The organism is Micrococcus sp. IITD107 (assembly GCF_041927415.1).
Classification (GTDB): Bacteria; Actinomycetota; Actinomycetes; order Actinomycetales; family Micrococcaceae; genus Citricoccus; species Citricoccus terreus.
On record NZ_JBHFFN010000001.1, the window covers coordinates 202,795 to 220,852 of the forward strand.

Here is an 18,058-nt window from a genome sequence, read left to right on the forward strand (position 1 = left end):
CTCAGAGACGGTCCTGCCGGGGGATGAGCACCTCTTTGACGATGAGCATGACCGCAGCGGCAGCCGGGATGGCCATCAGGGCCCCCAGGACGCCGAGCAGCGTGCCGCCGGCGATCACGGCGATGACCGCGACGGCCCCAGGCACGGCGACGGCCTTGCTCATCACCCTCGGGGAGACGAAGTAGGCCTCGATCTGCAGGTAGGCGAAATAGATCACCGCGAAGATCAAGGCGGTCTGCCAGCCGGCTGAGAGCGCCACCAACGTGATGATCGTCCCGCCGATCATGGCGCCGACCAGGGGGATGAACGCCATCAGCCCGGCGAAGAAGGCCAACAGGGCGCCGAAGGGCACCCCCGCGACAGTGATGGCGATGAAGGCCACCAGGCCGTTCAGGCCGGCCACGATCGACTGGCCGATCACGTAGTGGCCGACGGACGAGGTGATCTCATCTCCCAGGTACTGCACGCGTGCCCTGCGGGATCGGGCGGCCAGCCGGTAGGCCCAGTACTTCATCGACGGCAGCGAGGCCAGGAAGTACAGGGTCAGCACCAGCACGATGAGAATGGAGAAGCCGGTGTTGACGATCACCGTGCCGACGCCGAAGATCCCGCCGAAGAGTCCGGTGATGTTCGCCGAGTTGCTGACGAAGTTGGCGATCTCAGAGTCCACGAGGTCGCGCACCCCGAACTGCTCGTCCAGGTCCTGGAAGAACTCCGAGTCCATGAACTCCGAGACCAGCACCGGCAGACTCTGCACGAACTGGGTGGTCTGATCCACCACCGTGGGGATCAGCATGGAGAAGAACGCCGCCAACAGTGCCGCCAGCATCAGGACGGAGGCGGCGACGCCGACACCGCGCGGAGCACCCCAGCCCTCGATCCTGCGGACGACAGGGTCCAGGCCCAGGGCGATGAACAGCGCTGCGGCGATCCAGATCAGCAGCTGGGCGTTGCTGGTGAACACCCAGTAGAGGCCCAGGGCCAGTCCCACGCCCACCGTGAAGAGGAATCCGATCTGAATCGGGTGGCTGGGTGCGACCTGCACCTCACGGGGCTCCGGCACCTCATCGGTCGCGAGCGGCGGCTGTGCCGGCTCCATCTGGCTGACCTCAAATCGACGGCGAGGTCTGGCGCCCGGCAGGGACCGTCCGCTCAGACGGCTGCGGAGCCGAGCGAACCGCGACCTCTCCGTGGAGACCGCGGTGGGGTGAGGAACGGCTCTCGACTCGATCTGGCCGCTCTCAGTGGCCGGGGGGACAGGGGCAGACTCTGCGCCGGAGGCGTCCTGTGCAGGTGCGGACGACGGGCCGTGATGCTCGTCGGGACCGACGTCTGGGCCGAGTCCCCGGCCCTCGCTGGGAGATGTAGGGTGCGACACACTGCTCAGGGTACGGCACAGCTGAGCCCTCCAGCGTCTGCCGGGCGGACGTCGTCGTTATCATTCGGTGACCTTTCCCCGTATACTGCGATTCGGGCTGTGTCCAGGAGTTCTCCGCTCCCGCGACCGGCCCGATTCACTCTGTCCCCGAATGAACGGCTCTTCGCGTGCGCATTGTTTCCGGTCTCCTGGCCCTCCTGCTGGGCCTTGCCGCCCTGCTGGGCGGCATCGGTCTCCAGACGATCTGGGCGCCTCCGCTGACTCTGACCGCCGAGGTGGGCGACGACCCCACCGAGGCGCCGCTGACGGTGATCACCGGTGAGTTCGCAGAGATCGATGAGGACCCGGTGGAGTACACGCTCACCGGTGACGGCGACTACACCGTGATGCTGGGACGGGAGCGCGACATCCAGGCATGGATCGGTGACGCGGCGCACAACACGGTGAAGGGCATCCAGACCGATGTCCCGGAGGGTGAGCAGCCGCACGTCATCGTGGAGCATGCCGAAGGCGAGATGACGGTGCCCAACCCGGTCGACTCCGATCTGTGGATCGAGACGCATGAGGCCTCAGGCACGCTCGAGCAGCGCTGGACGCTGCCGGAGGAGGACCAGACGGCGCTGCTGATCGCCGTGGACGGAACGGCGCCGGCTCCCACCGATGTCACGGTCACCTGGACCAATCGCGTCGGGGACAGCCCGTGGATCGTCCCTCTGCTGGTCATCGGCCCCCTGCTCATCCTCATCGGCCTGGGCCTTCTGCTCTGGGCCTGGCTCCGGAAGCGTCGGGACGGCGGGCAGTCCCCGCACTCGGCCGAGCAGACCTCTCGGCGCAGCGGACGGCGCGCGGCCGAAGCGGCCTCCGGTCAGGGGTCGAGCACGGCCCGCCGAGTCGGCACCGGAGCGGCCGTGGGCCTGCTGGCCCTGACCGTCTCCCTGCCCGGGCCGGCCACTGCCTCGCCTTCAGCCGAGGGCGGTGCAGACCAGTCTGCGACGGAGGAGGGGGAGTTCATCCCGCTCCTGGTGGACCAGCAGCTGGAACGGATCCTGGGGCGCATCGAGGGGCGAGTACAGCAAGGCGACGCCGAGCAGGACGCCGAGCAGTTCGGCAATCGGGTCAGCGGCATGGCCCGGACCATGCGCGAGTTGAACTACCGCAACCGGGCGATCGACGAGGACCAGGCGGAGCCTGCACCGCTGGCGGCGGCTCCCGTGCTGTCCGCTGTGGGCACGGAGGACGGCTCGTTCCCGCGGACGGTGCTCGTGGTGACTGAGGGCGAACAGAACGAGACCCCTCACCTCTCGGTGCTGCGTCAGCGAGCCCCCCGTCAGCAGTACCAGCTCGTCTATGCCGTCCCCATGGCACCGGGCGCCACGCTGCCGGGCATGAGCATGACCGACCAGGGCCTGTCGCGGATCGATCTGAAGGACGCGGACGGACTGATGATGTCGCCGTCGGAGGCGGTGGCCGGTGTGACGGCCTACCTCACCGATGAGGACGATGACTTCAAGGACAAGATGGCCCCGAGCGCCTATGCGACCGCGATCCAGGACTATCAGAAGGACGTCGCTGAGTCCGCCAAGGACACCGACGTCAGCCTCAAGAGGCACCCCCGTCCTCGCGAGACCATGGCGTTCCGCCTGCCGGACGGCTCCGCCCTCGTGTTCGCCTCCGTCTACGCCAACGTCTACGTCTCACCCAAGGAGGAGGGCGGCACGGTCATCGCCAGTGACCTGGTGGCCGAGGTGGCCGGCGAGTCGGAGACGGAGACCACCAAGGACCTGTCCATGCGCTACCGCGAGCTGATGGTGCTGCGCGTGCCGGCCGAGGGCGGCGACGACGCAGACGCCCAGGTGTCCCTGGACGGCTTCGAGGACGAGCTGTACGTCGTGGACTATCAGTGACCGCAGAGACACCGCACCGGTACCGATGAACCGCATCAGGAAGGATCGTCCATGACGCAGCAGCCGCACGAGGCACCGTCGCACCTGCGAGGTGCGGTCGACCTGTCATCCTTGGCCGCCCGGCCGACCACGGGAGCCTCGCGTTCCACCGCGGGACCGGACGGCGCCGAGCAGGCCTCCGGCAGCTGGATCGTCCGCGGCGTCGGGGAAGGGGAGCTGCAGCAGCTGATTCAGCTCTCCGCCCGGGTTCCGGTGCTGGTGCATCTGCGCACCTCAGCCACTCCGGTCAGTGACCAGCTGGATCAGCTGCTCACGCCCGCCGTCAACGGCCGGCAGGGGCGCCTGGTGCTGGCCGAGGTCGATGTGGACGCCCATCCTCAGCTGCTCCAGGTGTTCGGCCTGACGTCAGGGCCGGCCGTGATCGGGATCCTCTCGGCTCAGCCGGTTCCTCTGCTGAACCAGGCGGTGGGTGCGGACCAGCTCGCTTCCCTGCTGGATGAGCTGTTGCAGGTGGCCGCCCAGAACGGACTGACGGGCACGGTGCCGCCGCTCGGTCCGCAGGAGCAGGCTCCGGCCGACGCCCCGCCGGCGCCTCCGGCTCTGCCCCCGCTGCATCAGCAGGCTGTGGACGCCTTGGCGCAGGGAGATCCGGATGCTGCGATCCAGGCCTACCGCCAGGCGTTGAAGGAGAACCCGGGAGATGACGAGGCCGCTGTCGGCCTGGCCCGCGTGGAGCTGATGCAGCGCACTGCCACGCTGGACGCCGATGCCGTGCGCCGGGCCGCAGCGGACTCGCCCGATGATCTGGAGGCACAGCTGCGGGTGGCCGACCTGGACCTGGTCGGCGGCCACGTGGAGGACGCCTTCGCGCGGCTCGTCCGCTTCATTGCCCTCCACCCCGGTGAGGACCGTGAAACAGCTCGGGCGCACCTGGTCCAGCTCTACTCCGTGGTGGGTGATCAGGACCCGCGAACGGCTGCCTCACGGCGATCGTTGGCCACCGCCCTGTTCTGACCCGACGCGGGGGGGAGAGTGACTCTGACGATCTCCTCCCCGAGGGGGAGGAGCCGGCACCGCGGCGTTGCTAGCGTGAGGTGCATGGATGAACTCGGTCAGACCCCTCCCGCTCGTCCCCAGGCCCCACCTGCAGTCCTCGGTGCAGACCCACGCGGCCAGGAGCAGGGCCGTCAGCCCCTGCCGGATCCAGACCACGCGCTGGTGATGCGAGGCCTGGCCAAACGGTTCGGTGAGAAAGTCGCCGTGAACGGCATCTCGCTGGATGTGCCGGCAGGATCGTTCTACGGCCTGGTCGGGCCCAACGGCGCCGGCAAGACCACGGCGCTGTCCATGGCGACCGGACTGCTGCGTCCGGACCAGGGGCAGGTCTGGATCCACGGCACGGATGTGTGGCAGGACCCGCTGCCGGCGAAGCGACGGATGGGCGTGCTGGCCGACGGGGTCCGACTCTTCGATCGCCTCACCGGAGAACAGCTGGTCACCTACGCGGGACTGCTGCGCGGCATGGACCGTGACACCGTGGCCGAGCGCACCCGCGATCTGCTGCGGGTGATGGACCTGGAGGCCGACGCAGGCAAGCTCGTGGCCGACTACTCCGCCGGCATGACCAAGAAGGTCGGCCTGGCCTCGGCGATGATCCATGCACCGCATCTGCTGGTGCTGGACGAGCCCTTCGAGGCCGTGGACCCGGTGTCGGCGGCGAACATCCGCGAGATCCTGGCCCAGTACGTGGCTAACGGGGGGACCGTGATCGTCTCCAGTCATGTGATGGACCTGGTCCAACGCATGTGCGACCACGTGGCGGTCATCGCCCAGGGGAACCTGTTGGCCGCCGGCACCGTGGACGAGGTGCGCGGGGAGCAGTCCCTGGAGGACCGTTTCGTGGAGCTGGTGGGCGGCCGCAGCAGCGGAGAGGGGCTGTCATGGTTGCGCACCTGATCCGTCTCAAGCTGCGCCTGATGGTCAATGGCTGGCGCCGCAGCACCATGCAGCTGGTCTTCACGGTCATCGGACTGGCCTATCTGGCCGGGATGCTCGGAGTGCTCTCCGTCGGGATGTTCGCGTTGGCAGGGGAGAGCGTGCAGGTGCGAGGAACCGCCCTCGTGCTGGCCATGTCGGTGGCGGTCGTGCTCTGGCTGGTCATCCCGGTCTTCGTCTCGGGGGTGGATCCCACGCTGGACCCGGTGAACTTCGTGACTTTCGGCATCCCGCCCCGGACCCTGGTGGTCGGACTGCTGGTGGCCGGCACCATCACTCTGGCCGGCCTGGGGACGGCACTGGGTCTGCTCGCCACCGTGGCCGCCTGGCGCGACCACCCGGGGGCGGCGGCGGCCGCGGTGCTCGGAGCCGTGCTCGGAACACTGTTCTGCGTGGCGATGTCCTACGCGGTGACCGGCCTGCTCGCCTCACTGGCCGGCCATCGTCGGGTGCGGGAGACCCTGTCGCTGATCGCCATGGTCCCGCTGGTGCTGGCCGGGCTGATCATCAGCCAGGTCGCTGACTCCATCGCCCAGGTCTGGGACCAGTTGCCGCAGATCGCCTCGGTGCTGGCCTGGACACCGTTGGGCTCCTTCACCGGACTGCCCTGGGCAGTGGCCGAGGGACGGCTCGGCGAGGCGGCGGCCCTGCTGGGCCTGTGCCTGCTCTGGCTTGCCGGGGCGTTGGGACTGTGGATGCTGGCGATCCGTCGCAGCGTGGAGTCCCGCGGCGGTGCGGGGGCCACAGCCGCTCGCAGCACCGGTCTGGGTCTGATCGGTCGGACCCCGGCCACCCCGGCCGGCGCCGTGATGGCCCGGTCACTGATCTACTGGTTCAAGGACCCCCGCTACTCGGCGTCTCTGGTGATGCTGCCGGCGCTGCTGCTGCTGTTCTGGTTCCTGGGTCAGCAGGACGGGACCTACGGGCTGCTCCTGGCGCTGGGGCCCATCACCGGATTCATGCTCGGCTACGCGATCTCCGCGGACATCAGCTATGACGGATCCGCCTTCGCCCTGCATGTGACCTCTGGAGTGTCCGGGCGGGACGATCGGATCGGCCGGATCGCCGCGCTGCTGGTGTGGGCGGTGCCGGCCACGCTGCTGATCACCCTCGGCTCCTGTGCCCTGGCCAACGAATGGGCTCCGCTGCCGGGTCTGCTGGGACTGGCCTTCGGTGCGCTGCTGGCCGGCGCGGCCGTCTCGGCCCTCGTCTCGGCCCGGTTCATCTATCCGGTGCCGCCACCCGGATCCAGTCCCTTCGCCACGCCGCAGGGGGCGATGATGCGGATCATGCTCGTCCAGCTGGCCTCGATGGCCGTGACGGTGGTGCTGGTCCTGCCCGAGCTGGTCCTGTTCATCGTGGCCTTGGTCACCGGCGACCCGCTGTTCCATTGGCTCACCCTCGGTGTGGGACTGGTCCTCGGCGCGGTGCTGGTGTGGCTGGGGATCCGCCTGGGTGGGCGGTGGTTCGACCGAGCCCAGGCCGAGACCTACCAGCAGGTGCTGCGGCACGCCTGACCCAGGGGCTGGGCCCACCGCGCCGGCGTGAGGGCGATAGACTCGTGGGCATGAGTCTGCCTGCTGATCCCGATCACCTCTCACCCGGTGCGCCCCAGGGTCCCGGCTCGGCCGGCGCGGCTGTGCTGGATCGCCAGGAGCAGCTCCAGGACGCCGAACCGGGCGATCACGAGCGCTTCTCGCACTACGTGCGCAAGGAGAAGATCATGGAGTCGGCACTCACCGGTGAGCCGGTGGTGGCCCTCTGTGGCAAGGTCTGGACTCCCGGCCGTGACCCGGAGCGTTTCCCGGTCTGCCCGGAGTGCAAGGAGATCTACGAGGGGCTGCGTTCCGGGGATGACTCCGGTTCCGAGTCCGGCGGGGGCCGGCGAGGCTGGTTCGGCGGCCGCGGCAAGGGCTGAGCCTGGTCCGGGCCTGCCGGGCAGGCCTGGATGATTCCCGACGACGGCCACACCAGATGGTCGTCCAGGGCACCGGAGGATCCGAGTGACGGATGTGGTGCCGTGTCACGCCTGCCGGCGTGTCACCACGTGATGATGTGAAGACTCGCTGGACAGCGCGTTGCCGTGCGCTGTCCCGTGCTGTGTGCGGTGCCCCGCACACGTCCTGACCTGGAGGAGGTGCCCGTCCATGACCGATGACCTGTTCAGCGCCGCTGCAGCACCGGAGGCTCCCTCCGAAGGGGCTCTGTTCCATGTGGGCGAGGACATCCCGCCCGCACTGCCCGAGCGTGCTGCGTGGGGCACCGCACCCAAGCTGCGTCAGTGGCAGCAGGAGGCACTGGAGCTCTACCTGCAGAAGCAGCCCCAGGACTTCATGGCCGTGGCGACCCCCGGCGCGGGCAAGACCACCTTCGCACTGCGCATCGCCAAGATGCTGATGACGGCTGGCACCGTCCAGCGGATCACGGTAGTGGCCCCCACCGATCACCTCAAGCGCCAGTGGGCTGATGCCGCTGCGCGGATCGGGCTGGCGATCGACCCCAACTTCAAGAACGCCGACGGGCGACACGGCCAGGAGTACATCGGCGTCGCCCTGACCTACGCCCAGGTCGCCTCCAAGCCGATCCTGCACCGCAACCGCACGGAGGCGGCCCGCACTCTGGTCATCCTGGACGAGATCCACCATGGCGGTGATGCCCTGAGCTGGGGTGACGGCATCCGTGAGGCCTTCGAGCCGGCCACCCGCCGACTGGCCCTGACCGGCACCCCGTTCCGTTCCGACACCGCGGCCATCCCGTTCGTGGAGTATGCCGAGGGGCCGGACGGGATCCGCCGCTCCACGGCCGACTACACCTATGGGTATGGGCCGGCACTGCGGGACCATGTGGTCCGTCCGGTCATCTTCATGGCCTATTCCGGGCAGATGAGGTGGAAGACGAGCACCGGTGAGGTGATGGAGGCCCAGCTCGGGGAGGCGGCCACCAAGGACATCACCTCCAGTGCGTGGCGGACGGCCCTGGACCCGGTGGGAGAGTGGATCCCCTCGGTGCTGCAGGCCGCCGACCGGCGACTGACCGAGGTGCGGCGCAACGTCCCGGACGCCGGCGGACTGGTGATCGCCACCGACCATGAGGACGCCCGGGCCTATGCCGCCCAGCTGGAACGGATCAGCGGTGAGAAGGTCACCGTGGTCCTCTCCGACGACAAGAAGGCCTCGGACCGGATCGAGCAGTTCTCCGAGGGCGAGCAGCGATGGATGGTCGCTGTGCGGATGGTCTCCGAGGGCGTGGACGTGCCGCGTCTGTGCGTGGGCGTGTATGCGACCTCCACGGCCACCCCCCTGTTCTTCGCCCAGGCCGTCGGGCGCTTCGTGCGTTCTCGACGCCGTGGCGAGACCGCGAGCGTGTTCCTGCCCTCCGTCCCGCAGCTGATGCTGCTGGCCAATGAGATGGAGGCCGAACGCGACCATGCCCTGGACCGGCCGGACGGGGCCGTGGGCGTGGAGGACCTGGAGGACCTGTCCCTGGCTCCGGAGGAGGATCTGCTGGCGGCGGCCAACCGCGAGGATCGCGCCTCGGACTCGCTGCACCGGGAGTCCTTCCAGGCGCTGGAGTCTCGGGCGTCCTTCGACAAGGTGCTCTTCGACGGTGGCGAGTTCGGCACGGGCGGGGCTGTTGGCTCAGACGAGGAGCTGGACTTCCTGGGTATCCCCGGCCTGCTCGACGCCGAGCAGGTGAGCGAGCTGCTGCGTCAGCGCCAGGCCGAACAGCTCAAGAGGCGACCGAAGCGCACGGAGACCGGGGCATCCCAGGCCGCGGCCGACGTCGTGGACCACCGCCGTCTCAAGGAGCTGAGGGCGACCCTGTCCAAGAACGTGTCGGCCTGGTCTGCTCGATCCGGCACCCCGCACGGGGTGATCCACACCCGGCTGCGGGAGATCAGCGGGGGACCGGCCGTTCCTCAGGCCACGGAGGAGCAGCTCACCGTGCGGCTGCAGACCCTGCAGAATTGGTTCGTCGGCCGGAGCTGAGGCTCAGCGGGACTCGCGCCAGTGCAGCAGGACCGCTCCGGCATCCTCCATCTCGGACAGGGCGTCCTCGGACCGCTCTGGGTCCACGCCGCGCACCAGGTCGGTGACCACGGAGGTGGCGTAGCCGGCATCGATCGCATCCAGCACCGTGGCTCGCACACAGTGGTCCGTGGCCAGTCCCACCACGGTCACCTCGGAGATGTCGGCATCCCTGAGCCAGTCATCCAGGCCCGGTGCGCCGTCCTCCATCGCCGCAGAGGCCGCCGCGGTGGCGCCGTAGGGTCCGACCGTCCCGGAGGGGGCATCGGAGCGCACTGTGTCCGGATCGCCCAGCTGTCCTTCGAACCCTGAGTAGGCGGCCTCGAACCGGCCCTTGAGGAACTGGGCGTCGATCAGCTCGGAGTCCAGGTCCGGGTGCAGGTCAGCGCCGGCCGAGCCTGCCACACAGTGGACGGGCCAGCTCTCCTGCCAGTCCGGATCGCTGTCTTGGGCGGCGGCGAAGTGGGGACCCGGGTCCACATGCCAGTCCCGCGTGGCGGCCACCTGGTGGAACCGGTGACCGGAGTCCTCCAGGTACTCGGTGATGCGGGCGGCCGTGGCGGCTCCACCCTCGACGGCCAGGGAGCCGCCTTCGCAGAAGTCGTTCTGGACATCCACGATGATCAATGCGCGCATGCTGTCAGGTCCTTTGGGCGAATTCAGAGGTCGACGACGGGTCGACGGGGTGATGAGGTGAAGGGACGGTTCCCCGGTCGGCTGGGACTCAGCGACCGTTGAACAGGGTGGGGATGGCGGCCTCGCCTGGCTGGAGCTTGCGCACCGCCTGGGGCAGCTCGGCCAGGGAGGCCCGGTGGCGCTGCGCCGCGCGGGTCACGGCCTCGGGTCCGGTCCATCCCTCCTGGACCACACCGTCCAGCACCAGAGGCTGGAGGAGGGGACGGTCGTTGGAGTCCACCGGAGGCTGCTCGTTGACGCCGACCAGCTCGGCCACGGCCCGACGGCGGTCATCCAGACGGCGAGCGGCCACTTTGCGTCCGCCCGTGGAGCCCTTGCCGGCGGCGGCCTTGGCCACATCCACCCACTGGCCGTCATCACCCTGCCGGGAGACGAGCTTGTAGACCATCGAGGCGGTGGGCGCGCCGGAGCCGGTCACCAGACGGGTTCCCACACCATAGGAGTTCACCGGAGCGGACTGCAGGTGGGCGATGGCGTACTCGTCCAGATCAGAGGTCACCATGATCCCGGTCTCGGTGTTGCCCAGTTCATCCAGCATCTGCCGCACCCAATGGGCCTGCTCCACGAGATCCCCTGAGTCGAGGCGGACATTGCGCAGCCGGGGTCCGGCGACCTCCACTGCGGTGCGCACGCCCTGCTCCACGTCATAGGTGTCCACCAGCAGTGTGGTGTCGGCGCCGAGTGCGTCCACCTGGGCCTGGAAGGCCTCGCGCTCACTGTCATGCAGCAGGGTGAAGGAGTGCGCCGCGGTGCCCACGGTGGGCACCCCGTAGCGGAGGCCGGCCTCCAGGTTGGAGGTGGAGGCGAAGCCGGCGATCACGGCGGCACGGGCGGCGGCCACCGCGGCCTCTTCGTTGATGCGCCGGGCCCCCATCTCCACGCAGGGCCGGCCCTGGGCGACGGAGGTCATGCGCGAGGCCGCCGAGGCCACCGCGGAGTCGTAGTTGAGCACGGAGAGCAGATAGGTCTCCAGGATGCAGGCCTCGGCGAAGGTGGACTCGACCTGCAGGATGGGGGAGTGGGGGAAGAACGTCTCGCCTTCGGCGTAGCCGTAGATGTCCCCGGTGAACCGGTAGTCGGCCAGGTACTCCAGAGTGGCCTCATCCACCACGTGGTGCTGGGCCAGGAAGTCCAGGTCCTCGGGGCCGAACCGGAAGTCGGCCAGTCCCTCGAGCAGACGACCCGTTCCGGCCACCACGCCATATCGACGCCCGGAGGAGAGACGCCGGGTGAAGACCTCGAACACACTGCGCCGGTGGGCGGCACCGGACTTCAGTGACGCCTGGAGCATGGTCAGCTCGTAGTGGTCCGTGAACAGGGACGTGGGCTGGATCCGACGCGGAGACCGCGCACTCGTCTGATCGATCACGCTGACACCCTACCCCTCTGCCCCGATCGCCGCAGATCGGCAGGGGTGCAGGCCCGGCACTACACTGGACGCCATGTCCCCGTCCCGCTGCGCTGCGCCCCGCGCCGCCCTCGCCTCATCGGCCCATCCCGGGGGAACCGAGACCGGCACCGGCACGGCCCTGCTGGAGCGTGAGGAGCTCTCGGTGGCCCGGCCCTGGCAGGTGGTGGTCTGGAACGACCCCGTGAACCTGATGAGCTATGTCTCCTATGTCTTCCGCTCCTACTTCGGGTTCAGCCAGGACAAGGCCCACCGGCTGATGCTCCAGGTGCATGAGGAGGGGCGGGCCGTCGTGGCCGCCGGACCCCGTGAAGAGGCTGAACGCCATGTGCAGGCCATGCACGGATACGGTCTCTGGGCCACCCTCCAGCAGGAGCAGACCTGAGATGGCACGCGGATTCAAGAGCACACCGCGCGGCTTCGTGGCCGAACTGAACCGGCCCGAGCGCCGACTGCTGCGCACCCTGTTCAACGACGTCATCGAACTGCTGGGGGCCGGTGAGACCGTCCACCCGGTGACACCGGAACAGGACGCGCGGACTGCTGGCGACCAGTCGGATCCGCTCACCACGGCGGCGTCTGACCGCCAGGCCTCCACCACCGATGACGATGCCGCGTTCTGGTCCATCATCGGCGACTGGGACCCAGCCGCTCCGGATGCCCAGGGCCGGCTGCCCGAGGACGGTCTGTCCGTGGAGCCGACGCGCCAGGCGCCGACCGACCCTGCCCTGGCCCGGCTGCTGCCGGCGGGAGTGAAGGACGATGAGCACGCCGCCGGGGCGTTCCGGGCCGCCACCGAGGACGCTGTGCGCTCAGCCAAGACCGCCGACCTCCAACGCGCCGCAGCCGCCCTGCAGTCCTCGCTGATCGTGCTGGACGAGTCCTCGGCGGTGAGCTTCTCCCGGGCTCTGAACGACGTCCGTCTGGTGCTCTCGGCCCGGCTCGACATCCAGGACGAGGAGGACGCCGCCCGGGTCCATGAGATCGACGACTGGGCGCTGGCCCAGGACGTGGAGTCCTACATGGCACTGCTGTACAACTTCACCACCTGGCTGCAGGAGACCCTCATGCTCGCCCTGTCCTCCCGCCTGCCGGACTGAGTCCCCCGAAGGAACCATGACCGCACCCCGCACCGACGCCGCCAACTCCGCCGTCCAGATCTCGCCCACCTCTCGCGTGGGGATCTTCGACTCCGGCGTCGGCGGACTCACCGTGGCCCGTGCGGTGATCGACCAGCTTCCCAGCGAGCAGATCGTGTATGTGGGGGACACCAAGAACAGCCCCTACGGACCGAAGTCCATCGCCGAGGTGCGCGCCTACGCCCTGGGCATCATGGACGAACTGGTGGACGCCGGGGTCAAGGTCCTGGTGATCGCCTGCAACTCCGCCTCAGCGGCCGTGCTGCGCGATGCCCGGGAGCGCTACACCTCGCGGTACGGGATCCCCGTGCTGGAGGTGATCCAGCCGGCCGTGCGCCGAGCCGTGGCCGCCACACGCAACGGACGGATCGGAGTGATCGGCACGGAGGCCACCGTGGGATCACGGGCCTATGAGGACACCTTCGCCGCCGCCCCCCAGCTCGAGGTCCTCTCCGTGGCCTGCCCGCGGTTCGTGGAGTTCGTCGAGGCAGGGATCACCACCGGGCCGGAGCTGCTGGCCACCGCCGAGGAGTACCTGCAGCCGCTCAAGGACGCCGGTGTGGACACCCTGGTCCTGGGCTGCACCCACTACCCGCTGCTCACCGGCGTCATCTCCCTGGTCATGGGGGAGCAGGTCACCCTGGTCTCCTCGGCCGAGGAGACCGCCAAGGACGTCTACCGGGCCCTGGTGCGCCACGGACTGGAGAACCCCGGGGGAGACGTGGGAGCCACACCCTCCGGCCACCAGTTCATCGCCACCGGCGACCCGGACCACTTCCAGGCGCTCGCCCGGCGATTCCTGGGCCCCGAGGTGCTGGCCGTGGAGCATGTGGACCACATTGCCGAGCGGTATCCCACCGGCGTGCTGGCTCGCATCACCCCCGACATGCTCGCGCGCGCCCGCGGGGCGCGGACGTCTCCGGGCACCCCACCGGCCGATACAGTGGACGGCGAGGGGGCCGACGTCGGGCCCTCCCAGACCGCAACGGCGCAGGACGGGAGGACACCGTGAAGCTGACCATCATCGGAGCCTCAGGCTCCTTCCCCGGACCCGGTTCGCCCGCCTCCTGCTACCTGGTGACCGCCGAGGGGCCGGACCGCGACGGGACCGGCACCAGGACCTGGCGGATCCTGATGGACCTGGGCAACGGCGCGCTGGGCACCCTGCAGCGGTACATGGCGCTGGAGGACATCGACGCCGTCCTCGTCAGCCACCTGCACCCGGACCACTGCATGGACCTGTGCGGGCTGCATGTGGCCATCCGCTGGAACCCCTACGGCTGGAACGGTGTCCACGTCCCCGTCCACGGGCCGGCCGTCACCGCCGAACGGATGGCCACCGCCTACGGGCTGGAGCAGGACCCCGGGATGACCGAGGAGTTCGACTTCCAGCACTGGCAGGCCCGCCAGCCGGTGCGGATCGGGCCCTTCACCATCACTCCCTATCCGGTGCGGCACCCCATCGACGAGGCCTACGCCCTGCGCGTGGAGACCGAGGAGGACGGGCCGGAGGGGGAGACCGTGCGCAAGGTCCTGACCTACTCCGGTGACACGGACTCCTGCGACGGGCTGGTCGAGGCCGCCCGGGACGCCGACCTGTTCCTGTGCGAGGCCGCCTTCCAGGAGGGGCGCGACGATGGGATCGACGGCGTCCACCTCACCGGCAGGCGCGCCGGACAGGCCGCCACCGACGCCGGCGCTCGCCGTCTCCTGTTGACCCACCTTCCGGTGTGGACGGAGCCGCTGGCCGCCTCGATCGAGGCGCGGCAGACCTACGACGGGCACCTGGCCGTGGCCGTCTCCGGAGTGACCTACCGGATCTGACCGGACGTAGACTGGGGCCATGACCCCTCCCACCTCTGGTACCTCTTCAGCCATGCCCGCATCCCGTGCCGACGGCCGTGCCGTGGACGAGCTGCGCCCCATCACCATCACCCGCGGCTGGTCCGGCCAGGCCGAGGGGTCGGCCCTGATCGAGTTCGGGCAGACGCGCGTGCTGTGCACCGCCACCTTCACCGAGGGTGTGCCGCGCTGGATGAAGGGCGAGGGGACCGGATGGGTCACCGCCGAGTATTCGATGCTGCCCCGTGCCACCTCCACTCGGTCCGCTCGCGAGTCGGTCAAGGGCAAGATCGGTGGACGCACGCATGAGATCTCCCGCCTGATCGGCCGTTCGCTGCGCGCGGTGATTGACCTGAAGGCCCTGGGGGAGAACACCGTGGTGTTGGACTGCGATGTGCTCGAGGCCGACGGCGGCACCCGCACCGCCTCCATCACCGGTGCCTACGTGGCCCTGGCCGAGGCCATCGAGTGGGCCCGTGGACAGAAGCTGATCGCCGCGAACGCCCAGCCGCTGAAGGACTCGGTGGCGGCCGTCTCCGTGGGGATCATCGACGGCACCCCCATGCTGGACCTGCCCTATGTGGAGGACGTGCGAGCCGAGACGGACATGAACGTGGTGGTCACCGGGGCCGGGGACTTCGTGGAGGTCCAGGGCACCGCCGAGGGCGAACCGTTCCGCCGGGAGGAGCTGGATGCACTGCTGGACCTCGCCCTGACCGGGACCGCTGAGCTGGCGGCCATCCAGCGCCAGACGCTGACCACCTCCTCCGAGGACGCTCAGTGAGCGGGGCCCAGACCGTCCCGTCGCCTCTCGTGGTCCTGGCCACCCACAACCAGGGCAAACTGCGGGAGCTGCGCGAGCTGCTGCGCGGACAGGTCCCGGGGCTGGACGTGGACACCCAGGTGGTGGACGCCGCCACTGCGGGCGCGTCCGATGTGCTCGAGGACGGGATCACCTTCGCCCAGAACGCCCTGAAGAAGGCCCGCGCGGTGGCCGAGCAGACCGGCCTGGTGGCCGTGGCCGACGACTCCGGTCTGTCCGTGGACATCCTCGGCGGTGCGCCGGGCATCTTCTCGGCACGGTGGTCGGGGCGGCATGGAGACGATGAGGCGAACCTGCAGCTGCTGCTCGCCCAGCTCGCTGACATCGGCCCGGCCCACCGTGGTGCGGCCTTCATCTGTGCTGCCGCGCTGGCCGTGCCCGGCGGCGGTGACCACGTGGAGCTGGGCGAACTGAGCGGGACCCTGCTGACCGAACCGCACGGGGACGGCGGGTTCGGCTACGACCCGATTCTCCAGCCGGACGGACTGCAGGAGTCCTGCGCTCAGATCAGTGCTGAGCACAAGAACCGGATCAGCCACCGGGGGCAGGCCTTCCGAGCCCTGCTCCCGCATCTGGTGGACGCCCTGGACCAGGGGCAGTCTGCACCCAGCGCGCACTGATGTCACTGGACTTCACCGCCCTGGACTTCGAGACCGCCAACGGGTTCCGGGGGTCACCCTGCTCGGTGGGCGTGGTGCGGGTGCGCGCCGGCGAACCGGTGGAGCGGGCGCACTGGATGATGCGCCCGCCACGAGGGTTCGACCGTTTCGACCCCCGCAACGTGATGATCCACGGGATCCGCCCCGAACAGGTGGCCCGCGCTCCCCGGTTCGCCGAGGTGTTCGACCAGCTCCTGGAGTTCGTGGGCGAGGATCCGCTGGTGGCCCACAACGCCGGCTTCGACCTGGGGGTGATCGAGTCTGCGCTCGAGGTCTCTGGACGGGATGTGCCGGCACTGGACTATGCCTGCAGCCTGGTCCTGGCACGCAAGGGGTACGACCTGCCCTCCTACGCGCTGCCCCGGGCCGCCGAGGAGGCCGGACACCCGGTGGCCCGGCACCATGACGCCCTGGCCGACGCGGAGGCCTGCGCGTGGATCGTGATCGACATCGAACGGCGGTCCCGGACGGACGGGACCCAGCGCAGCCTGGATGCCCTGCTGGCCGACCACGGGCTGCAGCGCCGGCAGTTGACCCCGCGGGCAGCCGGGCAGGGACACCTCTCCCGGGCCACCCGTCAGGCCCGGCAGCTGGGACCGGTGTTCGACGCGACCGTGGAACTGCCGCACGAGGCGCGAATGCCCGATCTGATGCACTGGCCCGACGAAGGGCCCAACCCGGATCCCGCACCGGACGCTGACCCGTCGCATCCGCTGTTCGGCCACCACGTGGTCTTCACCGGGAACCTGGGCATGCCCCGCCAGCAGGCCAAGGTGCGTGCCGCCGCCTGCGGTGCCCGGCCGGCCAGCCGGGTGGGGGCGGCCACCACCCTGCTGGTGGTGGGAGACGGATTCCGCTCCGAGGATCTGGACCGCGGTGCCGACCGGCCCGTCGGCGGTGCCGTGCTGCACCGCAAGACCCGCGAGGCCCTCGCACGGCGCGCCCGGGGACAGCGCGTGGAGCTGATCTCCGAACCGGAGTTCCTGCAGATGCTGGACGGCAACTGGCCCGAGCTCTCCCGCTGACGCCGGGCGCGGGCTGCTCGGACCAGTGGACCCCGTCAGTGGGTGGCGGCGGCCCAGCGGCGTGCGGCTTCGGCGACCACGGCGTGCTCGGTGATCCAGACCGGCACCTCAGCGTCCTCCCCGAAGATCGCCATACCGTAGCGGGCACCGAGCAGCTGCCCGGCCAGGGAGGCCGTGGAGTCCGAATCGCCGCCATGGGTCACCGCCAGACGCAGCGCCCGCTCGGCGTGCTCGTGTGCGGTGGCCGAACCTGCCTGGGTGGCCAGCACGGAGTACACTGCGATCGCCAGCGCCTCCTCGGCCACCCACCCTTCGCCGAGTTCACCGGGCAGCAGCCCCTCCGGCGAGGTCCCATCCGGTCCTTCCTGCCCACCCGCGGCCAGCGTCACCGCTCGTTCCAGCGCGGCGAGCGTGCCGCCGTCGGGATCCTTCTCCGGGAGTCCTCTGAGCCAGTCCCGGCCGGCCCGGACCGCGTCCTGCAGGGAGCGCCCACCCATCAGGGCAGAGATCATCAGCGCGAACGCCGCCGAGGACGTCCAGGCCGCCGGGTGTCCATGTGTCAGCACTGCGCCCTGCCGGGCCAGCGAGACCACCAGATGGTCCTCCAGCCGGGGGACCATGCCGTACGGCGCTGAGCGCATCACCGTCCCGCACCCCTTGGAGTCCGGGTTGCTCGGGTCGCCGAGCAGCCCCATGTCCGGGCGGTCCAGCCCGGACAGGCAGGCGTTGCCCGGAGCACGCTGGACATGCAGCTCCGTGTGGGCATCGATCCACCGGTCCGGCGGCTGCGGCGCCCCGTCCGGGAAGCGGCCGTTCTGCGTCTTCCACCAGCGCAGACAGGCCAGCCACACACTCGCGGCCGGGTCGGCCATCTGGCCGTCGTTGGCCCACTCGATCCACTCCAGCAGCCCGTCCAGCACATAGAGGGTCATCTGGGTGTCGTCACTGATCGGCAGCCGCTGGCCGGAGCCGTCCAGCCGCACTCCCTGGACCTGGTCCGGGCGGAACAGGCCCTCCGGATGACGGGCCAGGATCTGCTGCTGGTCGGAGAACTCCACGGTGTAGCCCAGGGCGTCACCGGCGGCTCCGCCGAAGAGCACGCCGAGCACCCGGGAGGGATAGTCAGGATCAGTGCCGTTGGTCATGGTCCCCATGCTAGGT

Annotated in this window: 17 protein-coding genes; 13 read left to right on the plus strand and 4 right to left on the minus strand. The window is 69.8% G+C overall.

Annotated features, from left to right (window positions below):
• Position 1: 1 nt before the first annotated feature.
• On the minus strand, positions 2-1,099 hold the full coding sequence (locus ACEXHE_RS00965) for an AI-2E family transporter (protein ID WP_285179191.1): 1,098 nt from the start codon (positions 1,097-1,099) through the stop codon (positions 2-4).
• Positions 1,100-1,545: 446 nt separating this feature from the next.
• Here ACEXHE_RS00965 and ACEXHE_RS00970 point away from each other — a divergent pair, with 446 nt between their 5' ends.
• The 6 genes from ACEXHE_RS00970 to ACEXHE_RS00995 all read left to right on the plus strand — a co-directional run bounded on the left by ACEXHE_RS00970 (position 1,546) and on the right by ACEXHE_RS00995 (position 9,266).
• Complete coding sequence (locus ACEXHE_RS00970) at positions 1,546-3,282, plus strand: hypothetical protein (RefSeq protein WP_374784398.1); 1,737 nt, start codon at positions 1,546-1,548, stop codon at positions 3,280-3,282.
• A gap of 51 nt (positions 3,283-3,333) precedes the next feature.
• Positions 3,334-4,296, plus strand: a complete 963-nt coding sequence (locus ACEXHE_RS00975) for a tetratricopeptide repeat protein (RefSeq protein ID WP_374784399.1) — start codon at positions 3,334-3,336, stop codon at positions 4,294-4,296.
• Positions 4,297-4,380: 84 nt separating this feature from the next.
• The gene (locus ACEXHE_RS00980) at positions 4,381-5,238 is read left to right on the plus strand and encodes an ABC transporter ATP-binding protein (protein ID WP_091694627.1); all 858 of its coding nucleotides are present in this window, start codon (positions 4,381-4,383) and stop codon (positions 5,236-5,238) included.
• Positions 5,223-6,794 (plus strand): hypothetical protein, encoded by a 1,572-nt coding sequence (locus ACEXHE_RS00985; RefSeq protein ID WP_374784400.1) that lies wholly within the window; start codon positions 5,223-5,225, stop codon positions 6,792-6,794. Before ACEXHE_RS00980 ends, ACEXHE_RS00985 begins: the two co-directional genes overlap by 16 nt.
• Positions 6,795-6,844: 50 nt before the next feature.
• Complete coding sequence (locus ACEXHE_RS00990; RefSeq protein WP_091694619.1) at positions 6,845-7,195, plus strand: DUF3039 domain-containing protein; 351 nt, start codon at positions 6,845-6,847, stop codon at positions 7,193-7,195.
• Positions 7,196-7,424: 229 nt separating this feature from the next.
• Positions 7,425-9,266, plus strand: coding sequence for a DEAD/DEAH box helicase (locus ACEXHE_RS00995; protein ID WP_374784401.1), 1,842 nt, complete (start codon positions 7,425-7,427; stop codon positions 9,264-9,266).
• Between the two features lie 3 nt (positions 9,267-9,269).
• Here the strand turns inward: ACEXHE_RS00995 and ACEXHE_RS01000 are convergent, their stop codons facing one another.
• Positions 9,270-9,941 (minus strand): isochorismatase family protein, encoded by a 672-nt coding sequence (locus tag ACEXHE_RS01000; RefSeq protein ID WP_374784402.1) that lies wholly within the window; start codon positions 9,939-9,941, stop codon positions 9,270-9,272.
• An 88-nt stretch (positions 9,942-10,029) separates the two neighbouring features.
• The gene (locus ACEXHE_RS01005) at positions 10,030-11,367 is read right to left on the minus strand and encodes a nicotinate phosphoribosyltransferase (RefSeq protein WP_374784832.1); all 1,338 of its coding nucleotides are present in this window, start codon (positions 11,365-11,367) and stop codon (positions 10,030-10,032) included.
• A gap of 76 nt (positions 11,368-11,443) precedes the next feature.
• Between ACEXHE_RS01005 and clpS the strand changes: the two genes are divergently transcribed.
• From clpS to ACEXHE_RS01040, 7 genes are read left to right on the plus strand one after another with little or no spacing between them, the layout of a single operon-like run.
• Complete coding sequence (gene clpS / locus ACEXHE_RS01010; RefSeq protein ID WP_091694606.1) at positions 11,444-11,794, plus strand: ATP-dependent Clp protease adapter ClpS; 351 nt, start codon at positions 11,444-11,446, stop codon at positions 11,792-11,794.
• A 1-nt stretch (position 11,795) separates the two neighbouring features.
• Positions 11,796-12,509 (plus strand): DUF2017 domain-containing protein, encoded by a 714-nt coding sequence (locus ACEXHE_RS01015; RefSeq protein ID WP_260061868.1) that lies wholly within the window; start codon positions 11,796-11,798, stop codon positions 12,507-12,509.
• A gap of 16 nt (positions 12,510-12,525) precedes the next feature.
• Positions 12,526-13,560 carry a glutamate racemase gene (gene murI / locus ACEXHE_RS01020; protein WP_374784403.1) on the plus strand — a complete coding sequence of 345 codons (1,035 nt, stop codon included), beginning with the start codon at positions 12,526-12,528 and terminating at the stop codon, positions 13,558-13,560.
• The gene (locus tag ACEXHE_RS01025) at positions 13,557-14,372 is read left to right on the plus strand and encodes an MBL fold metallo-hydrolase (protein WP_374784404.1); all 816 of its coding nucleotides are present in this window, start codon (positions 13,557-13,559) and stop codon (positions 14,370-14,372) included. The genes murI and ACEXHE_RS01025 overlap by 4 nt, the downstream gene beginning before the upstream one ends.
• A gap of 19 nt (positions 14,373-14,391) precedes the next feature.
• Complete coding sequence (gene rph / locus ACEXHE_RS01030; RefSeq protein WP_374784405.1) at positions 14,392-15,174, plus strand: ribonuclease PH; 783 nt, start codon at positions 14,392-14,394, stop codon at positions 15,172-15,174.
• Positions 15,171-15,833, plus strand: a complete 663-nt coding sequence (gene rdgB, locus ACEXHE_RS01035; protein WP_374784406.1) for an RdgB/HAM1 family non-canonical purine NTP pyrophosphatase — start codon at positions 15,171-15,173, stop codon at positions 15,831-15,833. Before rph ends, rdgB begins: the two co-directional genes overlap by 4 nt.
• Entirely contained in the window at positions 15,833-16,897 is a 1,065-nt protein-coding gene (locus ACEXHE_RS01040) for an exonuclease domain-containing protein (RefSeq protein ID WP_356965959.1), read from the plus strand. The genes rdgB and ACEXHE_RS01040 overlap by 1 nt, the downstream gene beginning before the upstream one ends.
• Positions 16,898-16,932: 35 nt before the next feature.
• Here the strand turns inward: ACEXHE_RS01040 and ACEXHE_RS01045 are convergent, their stop codons facing one another.
• Positions 16,933-18,042 (minus strand): ADP-ribosylglycohydrolase family protein, encoded by a 1,110-nt coding sequence (locus ACEXHE_RS01045; RefSeq protein ID WP_374784407.1) that lies wholly within the window; start codon positions 18,040-18,042, stop codon positions 16,933-16,935.
• Between the last annotated feature and the right edge of the window lie 16 nt (positions 18,043-18,058).